At 66.5% G+C, this 16,875-nt stretch carries 12 protein-coding genes; 2 read left to right on the top strand and 10 right to left on the bottom strand.

Features of this window, described 5'->3' with window-relative positions:
• Positions 1–11: 11 nt before the first annotated feature.
• The 6 genes from HUU99_RS13300 to HUU99_RS13275 all read right to left on the bottom strand — a co-directional run bounded on the left by HUU99_RS13300 (position 12) and on the right by HUU99_RS13275 (position 10,436).
• Entirely contained in the window at positions 12–1,625 is a 1,614-nt protein-coding gene (locus HUU99_RS13300; RefSeq protein ID WP_174287065.1) for an alpha-D-glucose phosphate-specific phosphoglucomutase, read from the bottom strand.
• Positions 1,622–3,073, bottom strand: coding sequence for a glycogen synthase GlgA (gene glgA, locus HUU99_RS13295; RefSeq protein ID WP_174287064.1), 1,452 nt, complete (start codon positions 3,071–3,073; stop codon positions 1,622–1,624). Before glgA ends, HUU99_RS13300 begins: the two co-directional genes overlap by 4 nt.
• Positions 3,070–4,329 carry a glucose-1-phosphate adenylyltransferase gene (glgC, locus tag HUU99_RS13290; RefSeq protein ID WP_174287063.1) on the bottom strand — a complete coding sequence of 420 codons (1,260 nt, stop codon included), beginning with the start codon at positions 4,327–4,329 and terminating at the stop codon, positions 3,070–3,072. Before glgC ends, glgA begins: the two co-directional genes overlap by 4 nt.
• A 40-nt stretch (positions 4,330–4,369) precedes the next feature.
• Entirely contained in the window at positions 4,370–6,523 is a 2,154-nt protein-coding gene (glgB, locus tag HUU99_RS13285; protein WP_174287062.1) for a 1,4-alpha-glucan branching protein GlgB, read from the bottom strand.
• Positions 6,520–8,949: a glycogen/starch/alpha-glucan phosphorylase gene (locus tag HUU99_RS13280; protein WP_254603205.1), complete on the bottom strand. Its 2,430-nt coding sequence runs from the start codon at positions 8,947–8,949 to the stop codon at positions 6,520–6,522. Before HUU99_RS13280 ends, glgB begins: the two co-directional genes overlap by 4 nt.
• 167 nt (positions 8,950–9,116) lie before the next feature.
• On the bottom strand, positions 9,117–10,436 hold the full coding sequence (locus HUU99_RS13275; protein WP_174287060.1) for an Nramp family divalent metal transporter: 1,320 nt from the start codon (positions 10,434–10,436) through the stop codon (positions 9,117–9,119).
• A gap of 150 nt (positions 10,437–10,586) precedes the next feature.
• Here HUU99_RS13275 and HUU99_RS13270 point away from each other — a divergent pair, with 150 nt between their 5' ends.
• On the top strand, positions 10,587–10,997 hold the full coding sequence (locus tag HUU99_RS13270) for a DUF2147 domain-containing protein (protein WP_174287059.1): 411 nt from the start codon (positions 10,587–10,589) through the stop codon (positions 10,995–10,997).
• 26 nt (positions 10,998–11,023) lie between these two features.
• Here the strand turns inward: HUU99_RS13270 and purL are convergent, their stop codons facing one another.
• Together purL and map are read right to left on the bottom strand one after the other, a co-directional pair.
• Positions 11,024–13,255, bottom strand: a complete 2,232-nt coding sequence (gene purL / locus HUU99_RS13265; protein WP_174287058.1) for a phosphoribosylformylglycinamidine synthase subunit PurL — start codon at positions 13,253–13,255, stop codon at positions 11,024–11,026.
• Between the two features lie 6 nt (positions 13,256–13,261).
• The gene (gene map / locus HUU99_RS13260; protein ID WP_174287057.1) at positions 13,262–14,092 is read right to left on the bottom strand and encodes a type I methionyl aminopeptidase; all 831 of its coding nucleotides are present in this window, start codon (positions 14,090–14,092) and stop codon (positions 13,262–13,264) included.
• A gap of 50 nt (positions 14,093–14,142) precedes the next feature.
• Between map and HUU99_RS13255 the strand changes: the two genes are divergently transcribed.
• Positions 14,143–14,910 carry a competence/damage-inducible protein A gene (locus tag HUU99_RS13255; protein WP_174287056.1) on the top strand — a complete coding sequence of 256 codons (768 nt, stop codon included), beginning with the start codon at positions 14,143–14,145 and terminating at the stop codon, positions 14,908–14,910.
• Between the two features lie 404 nt (positions 14,911–15,314).
• On the opposite strand, the gene HUU99_RS13250 is transcribed toward HUU99_RS13255, so the two are convergent.
• Positions 15,315–16,031: a CPBP family intramembrane glutamic endopeptidase, BDIM_20840 family gene (locus HUU99_RS13250; protein ID WP_174287055.1), complete on the bottom strand. Its 717-nt coding sequence runs from the start codon at positions 16,029–16,031 to the stop codon at positions 15,315–15,317.
• A 94-nt stretch (positions 16,032–16,125) separates the two neighbouring features.
• Positions 16,126–16,875, bottom strand: a 750-nt coding sequence (locus HUU99_RS13245) for a dihydroorotase (RefSeq protein ID WP_174287054.1), incomplete at its 5' end; no start/stop codon positions are given.

Raw genomic sequence — 16,875 nt, 5'->3', positions numbered from 1 at the left:
TTGAGTCTCGTTCACGTGACCACGTCCGGCGCGGTCCGCCCGGTATGCCGCACCACGCCCGCAATCGTCTCAGCCCCCGCCGCGATACCTGCAAGCATCGCGGTCGTATCGCCATCGATCGCATCCGCCTCGTACCGTTCCAGATACACCCGCAGCGTCGCACCGCTGGTCCCCGTTCCCGACAGCCGGAACACGACGCGGCTGCCGCCTTCGAACATCACGCGCACGCCCTGATGCGCGCTCACCGACCCGTCGACCGGATCGGCATAGGAAAAGTCGTCCGCCGCGGCGACGGTCAGGTCGCCGATCCGCATGCGCGGCAACGCACTCAGCTTGCCGCGCAATGCCGCCATCACCGCATCCGCACGCTCGCTCTCGACGCCCTCGTAATCGTGCCGCGCATAGTAATTCCGCCCGAATTTCCCCCAATGGTCGCGCGCGATCTCGGCTACGCCTTGCCGCCGCACCGCGAGGATAGTGAGCCAAAGCAGGACCGCCCACAGCCCATCCTTCTCACGGACATGATCCGAACCGGTGCCGGCACTCTCCTCGCCGCAGATCGTCGCCAGCCCGGCGTCGAGCAGATTGCCGAAGAATTTCCACCCGGTCGGCGTCTCGAACGCAGGGATGCCGAGCGCTTCGGCGACCCGGTCCGCCGCCGCGCTGGTCGGCATCGACCGCGCGATTCCCTTCAGGCCGCCGGCATATCCCGGTGCCAGATGCGCATTGGCTGCCAGTATCGCGAGGCTGTCCGACGGCGTCACGAAGATCCCGCGGCCGATGATGAGGTTGCGGTCGCCGTCGCCGTCCGACGCCGCGCCGAAATCGGGGGCATCCGGACCCATCATCGTTTCGTACAGCGCGTGTGCGTGGACCAGGTTGGGATCGGGATGGTGGCCGCCGAAATCCTCCAGCGGCGTCCCGTTCCTGACCGTGCCGGCCGCGAAGCCCAGCCGGCGTTCGAGGATTTCCGTCGCATACGGCCCCGTCACCGCGCTCATCGCGTCGAACGCCATCGTCAGCTTCGCCGCGCGGATCGCATCGAAATCGAACAGGGTCTCCATCAGCGCGGCATAATCGGCGACGGGGTCGATCACCTCGACGGGCATGCCGCCGACGCTGACGTCGCCGAGCGTATCCAGATCGATGTCCGCGGTATCCTCCGCCAGCCAGCGGTCGATCGTCTTCGTCCGTGCGTAGATCGCCTCGGTCACGCCCTCCGGCGCTGGGCCGCCATTGGCTATGTTGTACTTGATCCCGAAATCCTCGTCCGGGCCGCCCGGATTGTGGCTCGCGGACAGGATCAGCCCACCGATCGCACCGCGACGGCGGATCAGATCGCTCGCGGCGGGAGTCGAAAGGATGCCGCCTTGCCCGACGATCACGCGGCCGAACGTCGCCGCGGCGGCCATGCGGATCGCGATCTGGATGACCTCGCGGTTCAGGAAGCGCCCGTCGCCGCCGATGACGAGCGTCGCACCCGCCTTGTCCGGCACGACGTCGAACACCGACTGGATGAAATTCTCCGCATAATGCGGCTGCTGGAACACACGCACTTTCTTGCGCAGGCCCGACGTGCCGGGCTTTTGGTCGGGATAGGGGGTCGTCTGTACGATACGGATCATCGAGCTTCCATCAGGCTGCGGTAGAGATCGGCATAGCGCATGCCGCTCGCGGTCCAACCGACATCGGCGCGCATGCCGTTCTTCTGCATCCGGCGCCAGATTTCGGGGCGATCGTATAGCGCCACGGTGCGGCGGATCGCGCGGATCAGCGTGTCGCGCGTGACGCCGTCATGATGGATACCGGTGGCGACCCCCGCCGCGATCGCCGCGTCGTTCGCGTCGATGACGGTATCCGCGAGCCCGCCGGTACGCGCGACGACGGGGACGCAGCCATAGGCCAGGCCGTATAACTGCGTCAGCCCGCAAGGTTCGAACCGCGACGGGATCAGGATGGCGTCCGCACCGCCCTGCAGCAAATGCGACAGCGGTTCGTCATAGCCGATCCGGACGCCGATCCGCCCCGGATGCCGCGCCGCCGCCGCCTGGAACGCCGCCTCCAATCCCGCATCGCCCGAGCCGAGCAGCGCGAGGCGACCGCCGATCGCGACGAGATCGTCGAGTACCTCCACCAGGACATCCATCCCCTTCTGTCCGGTCAGCCGGCTGATGACGGTGAAGATGGGGCCGTCGCCGCGGTCCAGATCGAACATCGTCTCCACCGCGCGCTTGTTCGTCAGCCGCCGGCGGAGGGTACCAGCGGTATAGGATGCGGGCAGGGCGGGGTCGGTCTGCGGGTTCCAGACCCCCCGATCGATGCCGTTGACGATGCCGTGGACACGGGCTTCGCGCGTGGCGATCAGGCCTTCCAGCCCCATGCCGAATGCGGCGCGGCGGATTTCGTCGGCATAGGTCGGGCTGACGGTCGTGATCGCATCCGCCGCCTCCAGCCCCGCCTTCAGGAAGCCGACGCCGCCATAATATTCGACGCCGTCGAGCGCGAATGCGCCGGGCGGCAGGCCGAGTTCGGGAAAGACGCCGGCGTCGAACCACCCCTGGAATGCCATGTTGTGGATCGTGACGACCGATCGCGCCGGGATGCCGGGGCCGGGGGCGTAGCGCAGATAGGCGGGGGCCATCGCCGCCTGCCAGTCATGCGCGTGAAGGATATCGAAATGCTGTTTCGCGACCGCGCCCGAAGCGAGATCGGCGGCGGTACGGGCGAGCGCGGCGAAGCGGTGCCAATTGTCGGGCCAGTCATTGCCCCCCGCATCGCCGTAGATTCCGCCGCCGCGTGCGAAGAGCGTCGGCGCGTCGAGGATCAGCAGCGGATGGCCTGCGATCTCCGCCGCCAGCAGCCGCGCGCTCGTACCGAGCAGGTCGGGCCAATGGTGGACGACCTTCGCACCCTTCGACGCCGCCGCGAGCGCGGGGTAACCGGGCAGGAGCGTGGTGGTCGCGACCCCGTGCGGCACCAGCGCGGCGGGGAGCGCACCGACGACGTCGGCGAGCCCGCCGGTCTTGACGAGCGGGAAGGCTTCGGACGCGACGGAGAGGGCGGTGAGGGTCACGCTCCCAAACGCTCCACCATCGCGCTGGTGATGAGGCATACCCCATTGTCCGTCCGCCGGAACCGCTGCGCGTCCAGCACCGCGTCCTCGCCGACGATCAATCCTTCGGGAATCGCGACTCCCCGGTCGACCACTACTTTGCGCAGCCGCGCGCCGCGGCCGATCGTGCAGCGGGGCAGGATCACCGCTTGTTCCAACTGCGAGAAACTGTGCGCGCGCACGCCGGTGAAGACGAGGCTGCGGTGGATCGACGAGCCCGATATGATGCAGTCGCCCGACACCAGGCTCGACACCGCCTCGCCGCGGCGACCCGAGCTGTCGTGGACGAACTTGGCGGGCGGCGTGACTTCGGAATACGTCCATAACGGCCAGCTGCGATCATAAAGGTCGAGCTTCGGCACGACGTCGGTCAGGTCGATATTCGCCTCCCAATAGGCGTCCACCGTGCCCACATCGCGCCAATAGGCATCGCCCTCCTCCGGCGCGCGGACGCAGCTGTCGGCGAAGCGGTGGGCGACCGCCTTGCCGTGGTCGACGAGGTACGGGATGATGTCCGTGCCGAAATCGCGGGTCGATCCCGGCGTCGCGGCGTCGCGGCGCAGCTGGTCGAACAGGAAGGGCGTGCGGAAGACGTAGATCCCCATCGACGCCAGGCTGATATCGGGCTTGCCGGGCATCGGCGGCGGATCGGCGGGTTTCTCGACGAAGGCGGTGATCCGGTCGGCGTCGTCGACCGCCATGACCCCGAACCCGCTCGCTTCGCTGCGCGGCACCTCCATGCAGGCGACGGTCACGTCCGCGCCCGCATCGACATGGCGCTGGAGCATCAGCTCGTAATCCATCTTGTAGATGTGATCGCCCGCCAGGATCACCATGAATTCGGGGCCATGGCTTTCGATGATGTCGATATTCTGGAACACCGCGTCGGCGGTGCCTTCATACCATTGGAACTCGCTGATCCGCTGGCTGGCGGGCAGAATGTCGAAGCTCTCGTTGCGTTCCTCGCGCAGGAAGTTCCAGCCGCGCTGGAGATGGCGGATCAGCGAATGCGCCTTGTACTGGGTCGCGACGCCGATCCGGCGGATGCCCGAATTGATCGCGTTCGACAGCGCGAAGTCGATGATCCGCGACTTGCCGCCGAAATACACCGCCGGCTTCGCGCGGGTGTCGGTCAGTTCGGCGAGGCGACTGCCGCGACCGCCCGCCAGCACATAGGCCATCGCATCGCGGGCGAGCGGTTGTCTGCGGTGATCCATCCCGGTCCCCTCTCGTCGCCTGCCGCGATCGGCCTGTGGTTCAGCCTTCGAATTCGAGCATGATCGTGGCCAGCGGCGGCAGCGTGATCAGCGCCTTGTCGCCCGCGGCTTCGACCACGCCCATATTGCCGAGGCCGCTGCCCCAATATTCCTGTGCATCGCTGTTCAGGATCTCCCGCCAGCGGCCATTCTCCGGCATCCGGATGACGTAGGGCGCACGTGCGACCGGGGTCAGGTTTGCAATGACGACGATCGGGGCGACACCGGGCGCGCGGCGCACCCAGGCGAAGACCGAATGCGCCGAATCGTCCGAGACCAGCCATTCGAACCCCTCCGGCTCGCAATCGCGCGCATGCAGCGCGGGTTTCGCCGCGTAGAGCCGGTTGAGATCGCGGACCAACGTCCGCATCCCCTCGTGCGCACGCGCCTCGCGCAGGTGCCAGTCGAGCGCGCGACCCTCGTCCCATTCGGCGCGCTGGGCGAATTCCTGGCCCATGAACAGCAGCTTTTTGCCGGGATAGCCCCACATCAGCGCGTACAGACTGCGCAGATTGGCGAATTGCTGCCAATCGTCGCCCGCCATCTTGGTCAGCAGCGATCCCTTGCCGTGCACGACCTCGTCATGGCTGAGCGGCAGGACGAAATTCTCGCTGAAGGCATACATCAGCCCGAACGTCATCTCGTCGTGATGATGCCGCCGATGCACCGGTTCACGCCGCATGTACTGCAGTGTGTCGTGCATGAAGCCCATGTTCCACTTGAACCCGAACCCAAGCCCGCCGTCATGCGCGGGGGCGGTGACGCCCGGCCAGGCGGTCGATTCTTCCGCTACGGTGAAGAGGCCGGGATGCCGGCCGTACAGCTGCTTGTTGGTTTCGCGCAGGAACGCCACCGCCTCCCAATTCTCGCGCCCGCCGTCGCTGTTCGGGACCCATTCACCCTCTTCGCGCGAATAGTCGCGGTACAGCATCGACGCGACCGCATCCACGCGAAGCCCGTCGACATGATAATGTTCGGCCCAGAATAGCGCATTGTTGACGAGGAAGCTCGCCACCTCGCGCCGCCCGTAATTGTAGATCGCGGTATTCCAGTCGGGGTGGAAGCCGAGCTTCGGGTCCTCATGCTCATACAGCGCGGTGCCGTCGAACCGGGTGAGGCCGAACGCGTCGGTCGGGAAATGCGCGGGCACCCAGTCGATCAGGACGCCGATCCCGACCTCGTGCGCACCCTCGACGAAGCGCGCGAACCCCTCGTGATCGCCGAACCGCGCGGTGGGGGCGAACAGCCCGGTCGCCTGATAGCCCCAGCTGGGGTCGTAGGGATATTCGCTGACCGGCATGAATTCGATGTGGGTGAAGCCCATGTCGACGACATAGGGGATCAGCCGGTCGGCAAGCGCGTCCCAGCTGAGGAACCAGCCGTTCGCGTCGCGGTCCCAGGAACCGGCGTGCACCTCGTAGATGCTGATCGGCACCCGCCGGGGGTCGACGCTCGCCCAATGCGCGCGGTGAGCGTCGTCCTTCCAGACGTGGCGCGGGAGCGCGGTGGTGACCGAGGCGGTGGCGGGGCGGAGTTCTGCGGCGAAGGCGAAGGGATCGGCCTTCAGCGGCTGCAGGATGCCGTCCGCGCCCATGATCTCGAACTTGTAGCGGCGACCTTCGCCGATGTCGGGAATGAAGATTTCCCATACGCCGGTATCGCCACGGTGGCGCATGACATGGCGGCGACCGTCCCAGTCGTTGAAATCGCCGACCAGCGAAACGCGCCGCGCATTGGGGGCCCAGACCGCGAAGTGGATGCCGTCCGCACCCTCGTGCGTGATCGGATGCGCGCCCATCTTGTCGTACAGCCTGAGATGCGTGCCTTCGGCCATCAGCACGTCGTCGATGGGACCGAGCACCGGGCCGAAGCTGTACGGGTCCGCCAGCGACCATTCGCCGCCGCCGCCGGTCGCCCGGTAGCGCACGGGTTGCCGACCGCCCGCGATCGCCCCCTCGAACAGCCCCTCTTCGTCGATTCGGGTCAGCGTACCGAGCGATACGCCCGCCAGGTCGAACGCCTCCGCGGTCTCCGCACCCGGGATCCAGGTCCGCGCGAACAGGCCCGCAGGTCCTTCATGCACACCCAGCAGCGAGAACGGATCGGTATGCCGACTCTCCAAGAGCGCGGCGATGGCGTCAGCAGAAGGTTTCACAGCACACCCCAGATATCGGTCGCATATTCGCGGATGGTGCGATCCGACGAGAACCACCCGACCCGCGCGACGTTGCGGACGGCGGCGGCTTCCCAGCCCGGCGTGTCCGCCCACCGCGTATCGACCTCGCGCTGCGCGGCGACATAGGCGTCGAAATCGGCGGCGACCATGAACCAGTCATGGTCGTAAAGGCCGTTCATCAGGTCTTTGTAGCGTGTCGGATCGTCGGGCGAGAACACACCCGATGCGATTGCCGACAATGCCTGGTTCAGCGCACCCGACGCCTCGATCGTCGCGCGCGGATCGTAACCGGCGGCGCGCTTTGCCGCGACCTCGTCCGCGGTCATGCCGAAGATCACGATATTCTCAGGCCCGACGCGCTCCATGATCTCGATATTCGCCCCGTCGAGCGTGCCGATCGTCAGCGCGCCGTTCAGCGCGAACTTCATGTTGCCGGTGCCCGACGCCTCCATGCCGGCGGTCGATATCTGTTCGCTGAGATCCGCGGCGGGCACGATCTTCTCGGCGAGCGACACGTTGTAATTGGGCAGGAACGCGATCTTCAACAGGCCCCCGACGGATGGATCGCTGTTGATCCGTCGCGCGACGTCGTTCGCCAGCTTGATAATGAGCTTCGCATTGGCATAGCTCGACGCCGCCTTGCCAGCGAACAGCTTCACGCGCGGGGTCCAGTCGCGTTCGGGATGGCCGCGGATCTGGTCGTACAGCGCGACCGTCTCGATGATGCCGAGCAACTGGCGCTTATATTCGTGGATGCGCTTGATCTGGACGTCGAACATCGCGGTCGGATCGATCCTGAGGCCCAGCGTCGTCTTGATGTAATCCGCCAGCGCGGCCTTGTTCGCACGCTTCACCGCGGCGAATTTCTCGCGGAACCAGCTATCCTCCGCGAACGGTGCGAGATCGGCGAGCTTCTCCGCATCGTCGAGGAATGCGTCGCCGATCGCCTCGCGGATCAGCGCGGTCAGCCCCGGATTGCATTCCTGCAACCAGCGGCGCGGGGTGATGCCGTTTGTCTTGTTGTTGATCCGCGTCGGATAGAGCGTGTGCAGGTCCGCGAACACCGTGCGCTTCATCAGGTCGGTGTGGAGCGCGGCGACGCCGTTGACGCTGTGCGATCCCACGAACGCCAGGTTCGCCATCCGCACCCGCCGCTCGCCGCCCTCGTCGATCAGGCTGATCGCGGCGATCGCGCGGTCGTCGATCCCTTCGACCGCGCGTGCCTCGCGTAGCAGCTTGGCGTTGATCGCATAGACGATCTGCATGTGCCGCGGCAGCAGCCATTCGAACAGCGGCAGCGGCCAGCTTTCCAGCGCTTCGGGCAGCAATGTGTGATTTGTATAGCCGAACGTCCGCTTCGCGATGTCCCACGCTTCGTCGAAATTGAGGTCGTGATAATCGACCAGCACGCGCATCAGTTCGGCGACGGATACCGCGGGGTGGGTGTCGTTCAGCTGGATCGCCGCCTTGTCGGCCAGCGTCTTGATATCGCCGAAATACTGGACGTGCCGGCGGACGATGTCCTGGATCGAGGCGGAGGAGAAGAAATATTCCTGCCGCAGCCGCAGTTCCTGCCCCGCCGCGGTGGAATCGTTCGGATACAGGACGCGGACCAGCGTCTCGGCACCGATCTGTCCGGCGAGCGCGCCCGAGAAATCGCCCGCATTGAACCGGTCGAGCCGGATCGGATCGAACGCGCGTGCGGTCCACAGACGCAGCGTGTTGACCCGCTTGCCGCGCCAGCCGACGACGGGCGTGTCGACCGCGATCGCCTCGACCGCCTCGGCGGGTTTCCAGTGGATCGTGCCGTCGTCGTGTCCGACGACCTCGCCGCCGAAGCCGACGAAATACGCGCTTTCGCGGCGCTCGAACTCCCAGGGATTGCCGTGGACCAGCCAGTTCTCGGGCAGTTCGACCTGCCAGCCATTCTCGATCCGCTGGCGGAACATGCCGTTCATGTAGCGGATGCCATAGCCGTATGCGGGGAGTTGGAGGCTCGCGAGGCTCTCCATGAAGCACGCCGCCAGCCGCCCCAGCCCGCCATTGCCGAGCGCCGCGTCGGGTTCGATCTCCTCCAGTTCGGCCAGGTCGACGCCGTGGACCGCGAGCGCCGCCTTCACCTCGTCGCTGCGCTGCAAATTCCCGAGCGCGTCGCGCAGCAACCGGCCGATCAGGAATTCCAGGCTGAGATAATAGACCTTCTTCGCGCCCGCCGCGTGCGCCGCCTTGGACGACACCATCCAGCGTTCGATGATGTCGTTCCTGACCGTGAAGATCGTGGCCGCCAGCCAATCGTGCGGCAGCGCGGCCTGTGCATCCTTGCCGATACGGTGGACGAGGGTGTCGAGGATGGCGTCGGCGAGTGCGGTACAGTCGGGTGCAGCGGAACATGTATCGGGGACAATAGCGGTAGCGGGCACGCGGGCATCCCTCATGACGTCGTCGGCGGGCATCCTAACCGGACGCGGGGTAAAGTCACTTGCCTACTTCTTTTCTTCCCCTACCGCTTGCGGGAGGGGAGCAAGAAGGACGTCGCCTTCTGCCGGGACAGGGTCACGACGCCTCCGCCCTGTCACAACAATCCGTACACCAGCACCGCGTTCAGCAGGAAGATGGCGGCGGCGATGCTCCAGGCCAGGACGCGCAGCCCCGGGCCGATCGCGAACCGTCCCATCAGATCGCGGTCACCGACGAACTGGATCAGCGGGAAGACCGCGAAGGGCAATTGCAGGCTGAGCACGACCTGGCTCAGGATCAGCAGCTTCGTCGCGCCGGCGTCCCCGGTGCCAGCGACAACCGCGATGGCGGGCACGATCGCAAGTCCGCGCGTGACCATCCGCCGTAGCCAGACGGGTATGCGCAGATGCAGGAACCCCTCCATTACGATCTGCCCGGCGAGCGTCCCGGTGACGGTTGAATTCTGTCCCGATGCCAGCAGCGCGACCGCGAACACGATGCTGGCGGCGGCACCGCCCAGCAACGGGGTCAGCAGGCGATACGCCTCGTCGATTTCCGCGACGCCGGTATGGCCGGCGACATGGAACGTCGCCGCCGCCAGCATCAGGATCGCGGCGTTGATGAAGAACGCCAACCCCAACGCGATCGTGCTGTCGATCGTCGCCATCCGGATCGCCTGAGCGCGCCCGGCATCGTCCTCGCGCCAGGCGCGGGTCTGCACGATCGAGGAATGAAGGTACAGATTGTGCGGCATGACGGTCGCGCCCATGATGCCGATCGCGATATACAGCATCGCCGGATCGCGCAGGATGCGACCGCTCGGAACCAGTCCCGCCGCCGCGGCACTCCAATCGGGTTTCGCGAGCGCGAGTTCGAAGACGAACGACCCGGCGATGACGAGCAGCAACGCGACCACGAACGCCTCCAGCTTGCGAAAGCCGTAGCGTTGCAGCGCCAGGATCAGGAACACGTCGAGCCCGGTGACGCACACGCCCCATACCAGCGGCATCCCGAACAGCAGCTTCAGCGCGATCGCGGTGCCGAGCACCTCCGCCAGATCGCATGCGATGATCGCGATCTCGCACAACAGCCACAGCATCAGTGCGACGGGCCGCGGGTAGCGGTCGCGGCAAGCCTGCGCCAGGTCGAGCCCGCCGGCGATGCCGAGCCGCGCGGACAGCGCCTGCAACACCATCGCCATCAGGTTCGACAGCAGCACGACCGACAACAGGGTATAGCCATAGGCCGATCCGCCGGCGAGGTCGGTCGCCCAGTTGCCCGGGTCCATGTAACCGACCGCGATCAGATAGCCGGGCCCGGCAAAAGCGAACAATCGCCGCCAGAAAGACGCGCCGTCGGGCACCGTTATGCTGCGATGGCCGTCGGACCGTGTCGGGGCCGGGACAGCGGGCGCAGGTTCGGTGAGTGGCGGCATCGCGGTCCGCCTTGCCGGATCGACGCGGCCGGGACAACGAAGGGATTGCGACGAAACGGCAAAACCGGCGCGAATCGCCATATGTCATGCATTGCTCGTTCATCGCGTATCGCGCATTGGGCGCTCGTCCACATCTAGGGTGATGACGATATGCGAATCGCAGCTGCGATCCTCACGCTTCTGCTCGCCGCCGCACCTGCGCTCGGTGCCGTGCCGATCGACGGCCGCTGGCTGGTCGAGGACGGCACCGCGGTCATCGCGGTCGGGCGGTGCGGTGCGTCGACGTGCGGGCACATCGAACGCTTCGTTCGCGTCGATCCGTCGCGGCCGCATACCGATATCAACAATCCCGATCCCGCACTTCGCGACCGCCCGTTCCTGGGATTGGCGGTCCTGTCGGGCTTCGCCGATGCGGGCGACGCGTGGCGCGGGCGCATCTACGACCCCAAATCCGGGCGGACCTACAAGTCGATCGTCCGCCGTCAGCCCGACGGATCGCTCAAGGTCCAGGGCTGTATCGCGTTCATCTGCCAGACGCAGCACTGGGTACCGGTGAAATAGGCTTGCCGTCTCACGGACGACGCAACTCAGGCCAGGGCCGCATCCACGCCCATGAGCGCCGGAAAGAACCCTTCATGCGCCCGGCGCAGGTCGTCGAGCGTCACGACATAATCCCCCGCCTCAAGCTCGAACACGATCCGGCTGGCGATCGTCCGCCCGATCGGATGCGCATCGACGCCGCCGGCCTCCGCGCCAAGCAGGAAATCGTACAGCGCGTGATCCTCGACGGTGACGAGGTAAAGCCCCTGATCTTCCGCGAAGAACGTGCCCGCAATGCCGCATTCGGCGGAGGTGTCGAGCATCGCGCCGATCCCGCCGGCCAGCGCCATTTCGGCGACCGCGACCGCGACGCCGCCGTCCGACACGTCGTGGCATGCGGTGACGATCCCGCTTTCGATGCCGGTACGGACATGATCGCCCGCCGTGCGTTCGGCCTTCAGATCGACGGGCGGCGGCGGCCCGGCGTCGCGGCCCTCGATGCCGTGGACTTCGCGCAGCCATAATGACTGGCCGAGATGTCCCCGGTGACCGCCGACCAGCACGATGATGTCGCCGGTGCCCTTGAACGCGATCGTCGCCGATTTCGACCAGTCCGCCAGCAGGCCGATGCCGCCGATCGCAGGCGTCGGCAGGATCGCCGCCGCGCCGCCAGCCTCGTCCTTCGTCTCGTTATAGAGCGACACGTTGCCGCTCACGATCGGGAAGTCCAGCGCGGTGCATGCTTCCGCCATGCCCTCGATGCAGCCGACGAACTGGCCCATGATCTCCGGGCGCTGCGGGTTGCCGAAGTTCATGCAGTCGGTGGTGGCGAGCGGCGTCGCGCCGACCGCGGTCAGGTTGCGCCAGCACTCCGCGATCGCCTGCTTGCCGCCTTCGTACGGATCGGCATAGCAATAGCGGGGCGTACAGTCGGTCGAGACCGCAAGCCCCTTGTCCGTACCGTGGACGCGCACCACACCCGCATCGCCGCCGGGGCGCTGCACCGTGTCCGCGCCGACCATGTGGTCGTACTGCTCCCAGATCCAGCGGCGCGAGGCGATGTCGGGGGAGGCCATCAGCGTCAGCAGGTTCGCGGCGGGATCAGCGCAGTCGGGTATGCTCGCGAGCGGGGCGGGCGGCTCGGTCTTCACATGCGGCCGGTCGTAGAGCGGCGCATCGTCGGCGAGCGGGCCGAGCGGGATGTCGCACACCGTCTCGCCCTTGTGCGTCAGGACCATGCGGCCGGTGTCGGTGACGCGGCCGATCACCGCGAAGTCGAGCTCCCATTTGCGGAAGATCGCCTCCGCCACCGCCTCGCGGCCGGGCTTCAGGACCATCAGCATGCGTTCCTGGCTCTCGCTCAGCATCATCTCGTACGGGGTCATTCCCGTCTCGCGCTGCGGCACGTCGTCCATGACGAGTTCGATGCCGACGCCGCCCTTGCTCGCCATCTCGACCGAGGAGGAGGTGAGGCCGGCGGCGCCCATGTCCTGGATCGCGACGATCACGTCGGTCGCCATCAGTTCCAGGCACGCCTCGATCAGCAGTTTTTCGGTGAAGGGATCGCCGACCTGGACCGTCGGGCGCTTCTCGTCGCTGTCTTCGTCGAAGCTGGCGGACGCCATCGTTGCGCCGTGGATGCCGTCGCGGCCGGTCTTGGAACCGACATAGACGATCGGATTGCCGATGCCGCTGGCGGCGGAATAGAAGATCTTGTCCTGGTCCGCGATCCCGACGGTCATCGCGTTAACGAGAATGTTGCCGTCATAGGCCTTGTGGAAATTCACCTCGCCGCCGATCGTCGGTACGCCGACGCAGTTCCCGTACCCGCCAATGCCGTGGACGACCCCTGCGATCAGGTGGCGCATCTTCGGATGATCGGGCCGCCCGAAGCGAAGCGCGTTCAGATTCGCGACCGGCCGCGCGCCCATCGTGAACACGTCGCGCAGGATCCCGCCGACCCCTGTCGCCGCACCCTGATAGGGTTCGATATAGGACGGGTGGTTGTGGCTCTCCATCTTGAAGATCGCAGCCTGGCCGTCGCCGATATCCACCACGCCGGCATTCTCGCCCGGGCCGCAGATGACCTGCGGGCCGGTGGTCGGCAGCTTCTTCAGGTGGATGCGGCTCGACTTGTAGCTGCAATGCTCGGACCACATGACCGAGAAGATGCCCAGTTCGACCAGATTGGGTGCGCGACCGAGCGCGCTCAGCACGCGGTCATATTCGTCGGGGGACAGGCCGTGTTCGGCGACGATCTGCGGGCTGATCTCGGTCATGGTGCTTCATTGCCCATAAGGCGGCTGGGTAAACCCCGCCGGGCTCAGCGTGAAGATCTCGCACCCCTTCTCGGTGATCCCGATCGAATGCTCGAACTGCGCGGACAGCGACCGGTCGCGGGTGACCGCGGTCCAGCCGTCGTCGAGCAGCTTCACGTCGGGGCGGCCGATATTGATCATCGGTTCGATCGTGAAGATCATCCCCGGCCGCAGTTCCGGCCCCGTGCCGGGCTTGCCGACATGCACCACCTCGGGCGCATCGTGGAACAGTCGCCCGAGCCCGTGCCCGCAGAAATCGCGGACCACGCCGTAGCGGTGCTTCTCCGCATGCCGCTGGATCGCGTTGGCGACGTCGCCCATATGATTGCCGGGGCGCGCCTGCTCGATGCCGAGCATCAGGCATTCATACGTCACCTCGACCAGCCGCCGCGCCTTGAGCGGTACGTCGCCGATCAGGAACATCCGGCTCGAATCGCCATGCCAGCCGTCGAGGATCGGGGTCACGTCGACGTTCACTATTTCGCCCGCCTTCAGCGTGCGCTCGCCCGGAATGCCGTGGCAAACGACGTGATTGACCGAGATGCAGCTGGAATGCGTGTAGCCGCGGTAGCCGAGCGTCGCAGGGACGCCGCCCTTCGACCCGACGAAATCGTAGATCAGCCGGTCGATCTCGCCCGTCGTCACCCCCGGCACCATGTGCGGCACGAGCATGTCGAGCGTCTCGGCGGCGAGGCGGCCCGCCTTGTGCATGCCGTCGAACGCGGCGCGGCCGTGGAGCTTGATCGCGCCGGTGCGGGTGTCGTGCGCATCGACGAGCGCGGTTACATAGTCTGTCATTGCGGCGATATAGCGTGGTGCGACCGGCTTTGCGAGCGTAGGGCGGCACCATGCAGAACGAGCGTATCTGGACCGCCGCCCTTGTCGTCATCGGCGACGAAATCCTCTCCGGCCGGACGCAGGACAAGAACATCGCGCAGGTCGCGACCTGGCTCGGCGTGCAGGGCATCCGCCTCGCCGAAGTCCGCGTCGTCGCCGACGATGCGAAGGCGATCGTCGAGGCGGTAAACACGCTGCGCGCGCGCAACGATTACCTGTTCACGACGGGCGGGATCGGACCGACACATGACGACATCACCATCGACTCGATCGCGGAGGCGCTGGGCGTCGGCGTCGTCCATCACCCGAAGGCGATGGAGACGCTGACGCGCTATTACGAGACGCGCGGCGGGCTGAGCGAGACGCGGGCGCGGATGGCGCGCGTGCCCGAGGGCGCGGACCTGATCGAGAACCGTTTGTCCGGCGCGCCGGGGATCAGGATCGGCAACGTGTTCATCATGGCGGGGGTGCCGCACATCACCGCGGGCATGCTGGATGCGCTGACCGGCACGCTGGAAGGCGGGCGGCCGGTGGTGTCGGAGACGATCGGCTGCTGGGTCGCGGAAAGCGAGGTCGCGGACCTGCTGCGGTCGACCGAGAAGGATTTCCGCGATCGGGGGGAGGTGGCGATCGGGAGCTATCCGTTCTTCCGCGACGGGAAGGTCGGGGCGAATTTCGTGGTGCGCAGTCCGGATGCGGGGTTGGCAGCGGCGTGCGTGGCGGAGCTGGCGAAGGCGCTGGAGGCCGGGGGGCGCAGCGTGGTCCAAGGTGGGATCTGACCGTAGTTCGGACGTACGTGTCGGCCCCGCAACGTCCGTCACCCCGGCCTTGAGCCGGGGCCCCGCTTCTTCCTGTCCGCCGAAGAAGCGGGGCCCCGGATCAAGTCCGGGGTGAAGAAGGGGGGTGGCTGTAAAAGGACGGCTACCCGATCGCCCGATCCCACCCGTCGAAATAGGCGCGGAAGTGGAGGAAGTGGAGGTGTGCCATTCGCCTTTCCACATCGTGTGAAAAGAAGGACTTGCGCGGTTCGGGGTGGCAATCGCTGTTGGATGGTCGGCGCGGGTCGGCATTGAGCGGACATGGCATGGCGGGTGGTTTGTAGGACAGCGCGGAAATGGGGGATTGCCGCTTTGCGTTCACCCGAACCCCGGAGCGCGATACGCGAAAATGCCCGGTCGAGGGATCACGCGAACAGCGAGATCGAGTTGCCGAAGTTGTGAAGCAGGATCGGTAGGAGCACGCTACCGGTCCGCAGCCGAAGCCAGACCGCTATGAACGCGGGTAATGCCGTCAGCACCATCGTCAGCGGATCGAAGGAAAACGCACCAGCCGAATAGCCGAAAGCGTGTGCGAGACCGAACAGCGCACATGAAAGCACCGCACCCCAACCCCAATCAACCCCGAGGAACCGCCACCGGGCGAGGAACGCCCGATCGAGCGCGAACAGCAGAATTCCGCGATAGAACGGCTCCTCTTCCAGTCCCGGCATAGTCAACTGAAACGCGATGGTCTCACGATCGGCATGATCGCTGGGGAAGAAGTGCGCCAAGATTGCGAAGAAAACGCAATAAAGCAGCACAATCGGTAGACTTTTTGGCAAGCTGCCCTCTGCCTGCCGGATTGTCACTCCCGAGCCTCGGAATCCGAAAGAAGGGAGGGCCGCAATCGCAACCGTGACGACAAGCGCCATGATCTTGCCTTGCCAGTTCCAGTCGGAGGCGGGCAGCAGACGAGGGATCAATCCATATCCCCGCGTCAGCATGGCATCGTTCAAGATCACGAGGCCGGCAGCGACCATAAGCCATTTGAAAGCAAATCGACCGCGTTGCCAAAGGCCTATGACAACGCCCGCGCCGACAAGCAGCGCGATCACACCCGCGATCCCTATAATTCCGTCCATATGCACCCCCTGCCCAGACGACGACTATATGCACATCATACAATGACAGCCGCCGCACCGCTCACCAGCAATCCCCGTCATTCGACCTATATCATCACCGAACCTCTCGTCCCCCCTTCCACAAGCGCAGCACGCGCCCCTCGACCGGCAGTCCGTCGAACGGCGTGTTCCCCGCGCGGCCCGTGAACGCGGAGCCGTCGATGCGCCACGCCACGCGGTCGTCGAACAGCATCACATCCGCGGGCATCCCGACCGCCAGGCTCCCGGCCTCCAGCCCCAGCACGCGCGCCGGACCCAATGCGAGCAGCGCGAACAGGCGGTCGAGCGGTAGCAGCCCGTCGCGGACCAGCATCAGCGCGAGCGGGAGCAGCGTCTCCGCGCCCGCCGCGCCGGCTTCGGCATCGGCGAAGGGCAGGCGCTTCGCTTCCGGCCCCTGCGGGTCGTGACCGGAAGACAGCACGTCGATCGTCCCGTCCGCGATCGCCGCGCGTGCCGCCAGCCGATCCGCTTCGCTGCGTAAGGGGGGCGACAGATGCGCGAAGGTGCGGAAATCGCTCATCGCGATGTCGGACAGGTGCAGATGCGACGGCGTGATGCCGCACGTCACCGCGACGCCGCGACGCTTGGCCGCGCGGATCAGGTCGAAGCCCGCCGCGGTCGTGACCTGCCGGATGTGGAGCCGCCCGCCGGTCTCCTCCGCCAGCATCAGGTCGCGGGCGATGGCGATCGGCTCGGCCACCGCGGGGGCAGCGGGCAGGCCGAGGCGGGTCGCGGTCTCCCCCTCGGTCGCGACCGCGCCCGCGACCAGCCCGGCGTCCTCGGCATGCGTGACGACCGCCAGGCC

The organism is Sphingomonas bacterium (genome assembly GCF_903642285.1).
Lineage (GTDB): Bacteria > Pseudomonadota > Alphaproteobacteria > Sphingomonadales > Sphingomonadaceae > Sphingomonas.
This window is presented reverse-complemented; position numbering and strand designations above follow the sequence as displayed.

Bases quoted from the DNA above. Each gene is read 5' to 3' on its own strand.
- HUU99_RS13300 (WP_174287065.1), bottom strand. From the start codon at position 1,625: ATGATCCGTATCGTACAGACGACCCCCTATCCCGACCAAAAGCCCGGC.
- glgC (WP_174287063.1), bottom strand. From the start codon at position 4,329: ATGGATCACCGCAGACAACCGCTCGCCCGCGATGCGATGGCCTATGTG.
- HUU99_RS13275 (WP_174287060.1), bottom strand. From the start codon at position 10,436: ATGCCGCCACTCACCGAACCTGCGCCCGCTGTCCCGGCCCCGACACGG.
- HUU99_RS13270 (WP_174287059.1), top strand. From the start codon at position 10,587: ATGCGAATCGCAGCTGCGATCCTCACGCTTCTGCTCGCCGCCGCACCT.
- purL (WP_174287058.1), bottom strand. From the start codon at position 13,255: ATGACCGAGATCAGCCCGCAGATCGTCGCCGAACACGGCCTGTCCCCC.
- map (WP_174287057.1), bottom strand. From the start codon at position 14,092: ATGACAGACTATGTAACCGCGCTCGTCGATGCGCACGACACCCGCACC.
- HUU99_RS13255 (WP_174287056.1), top strand. From the start codon at position 14,143: ATGCAGAACGAGCGTATCTGGACCGCCGCCCTTGTCGTCATCGGCGAC.
- HUU99_RS13250 (WP_174287055.1), bottom strand. From the start codon at position 16,031: ATGGACGGAATTATAGGGATCGCGGGTGTGATCGCGCTGCTTGTCGGC.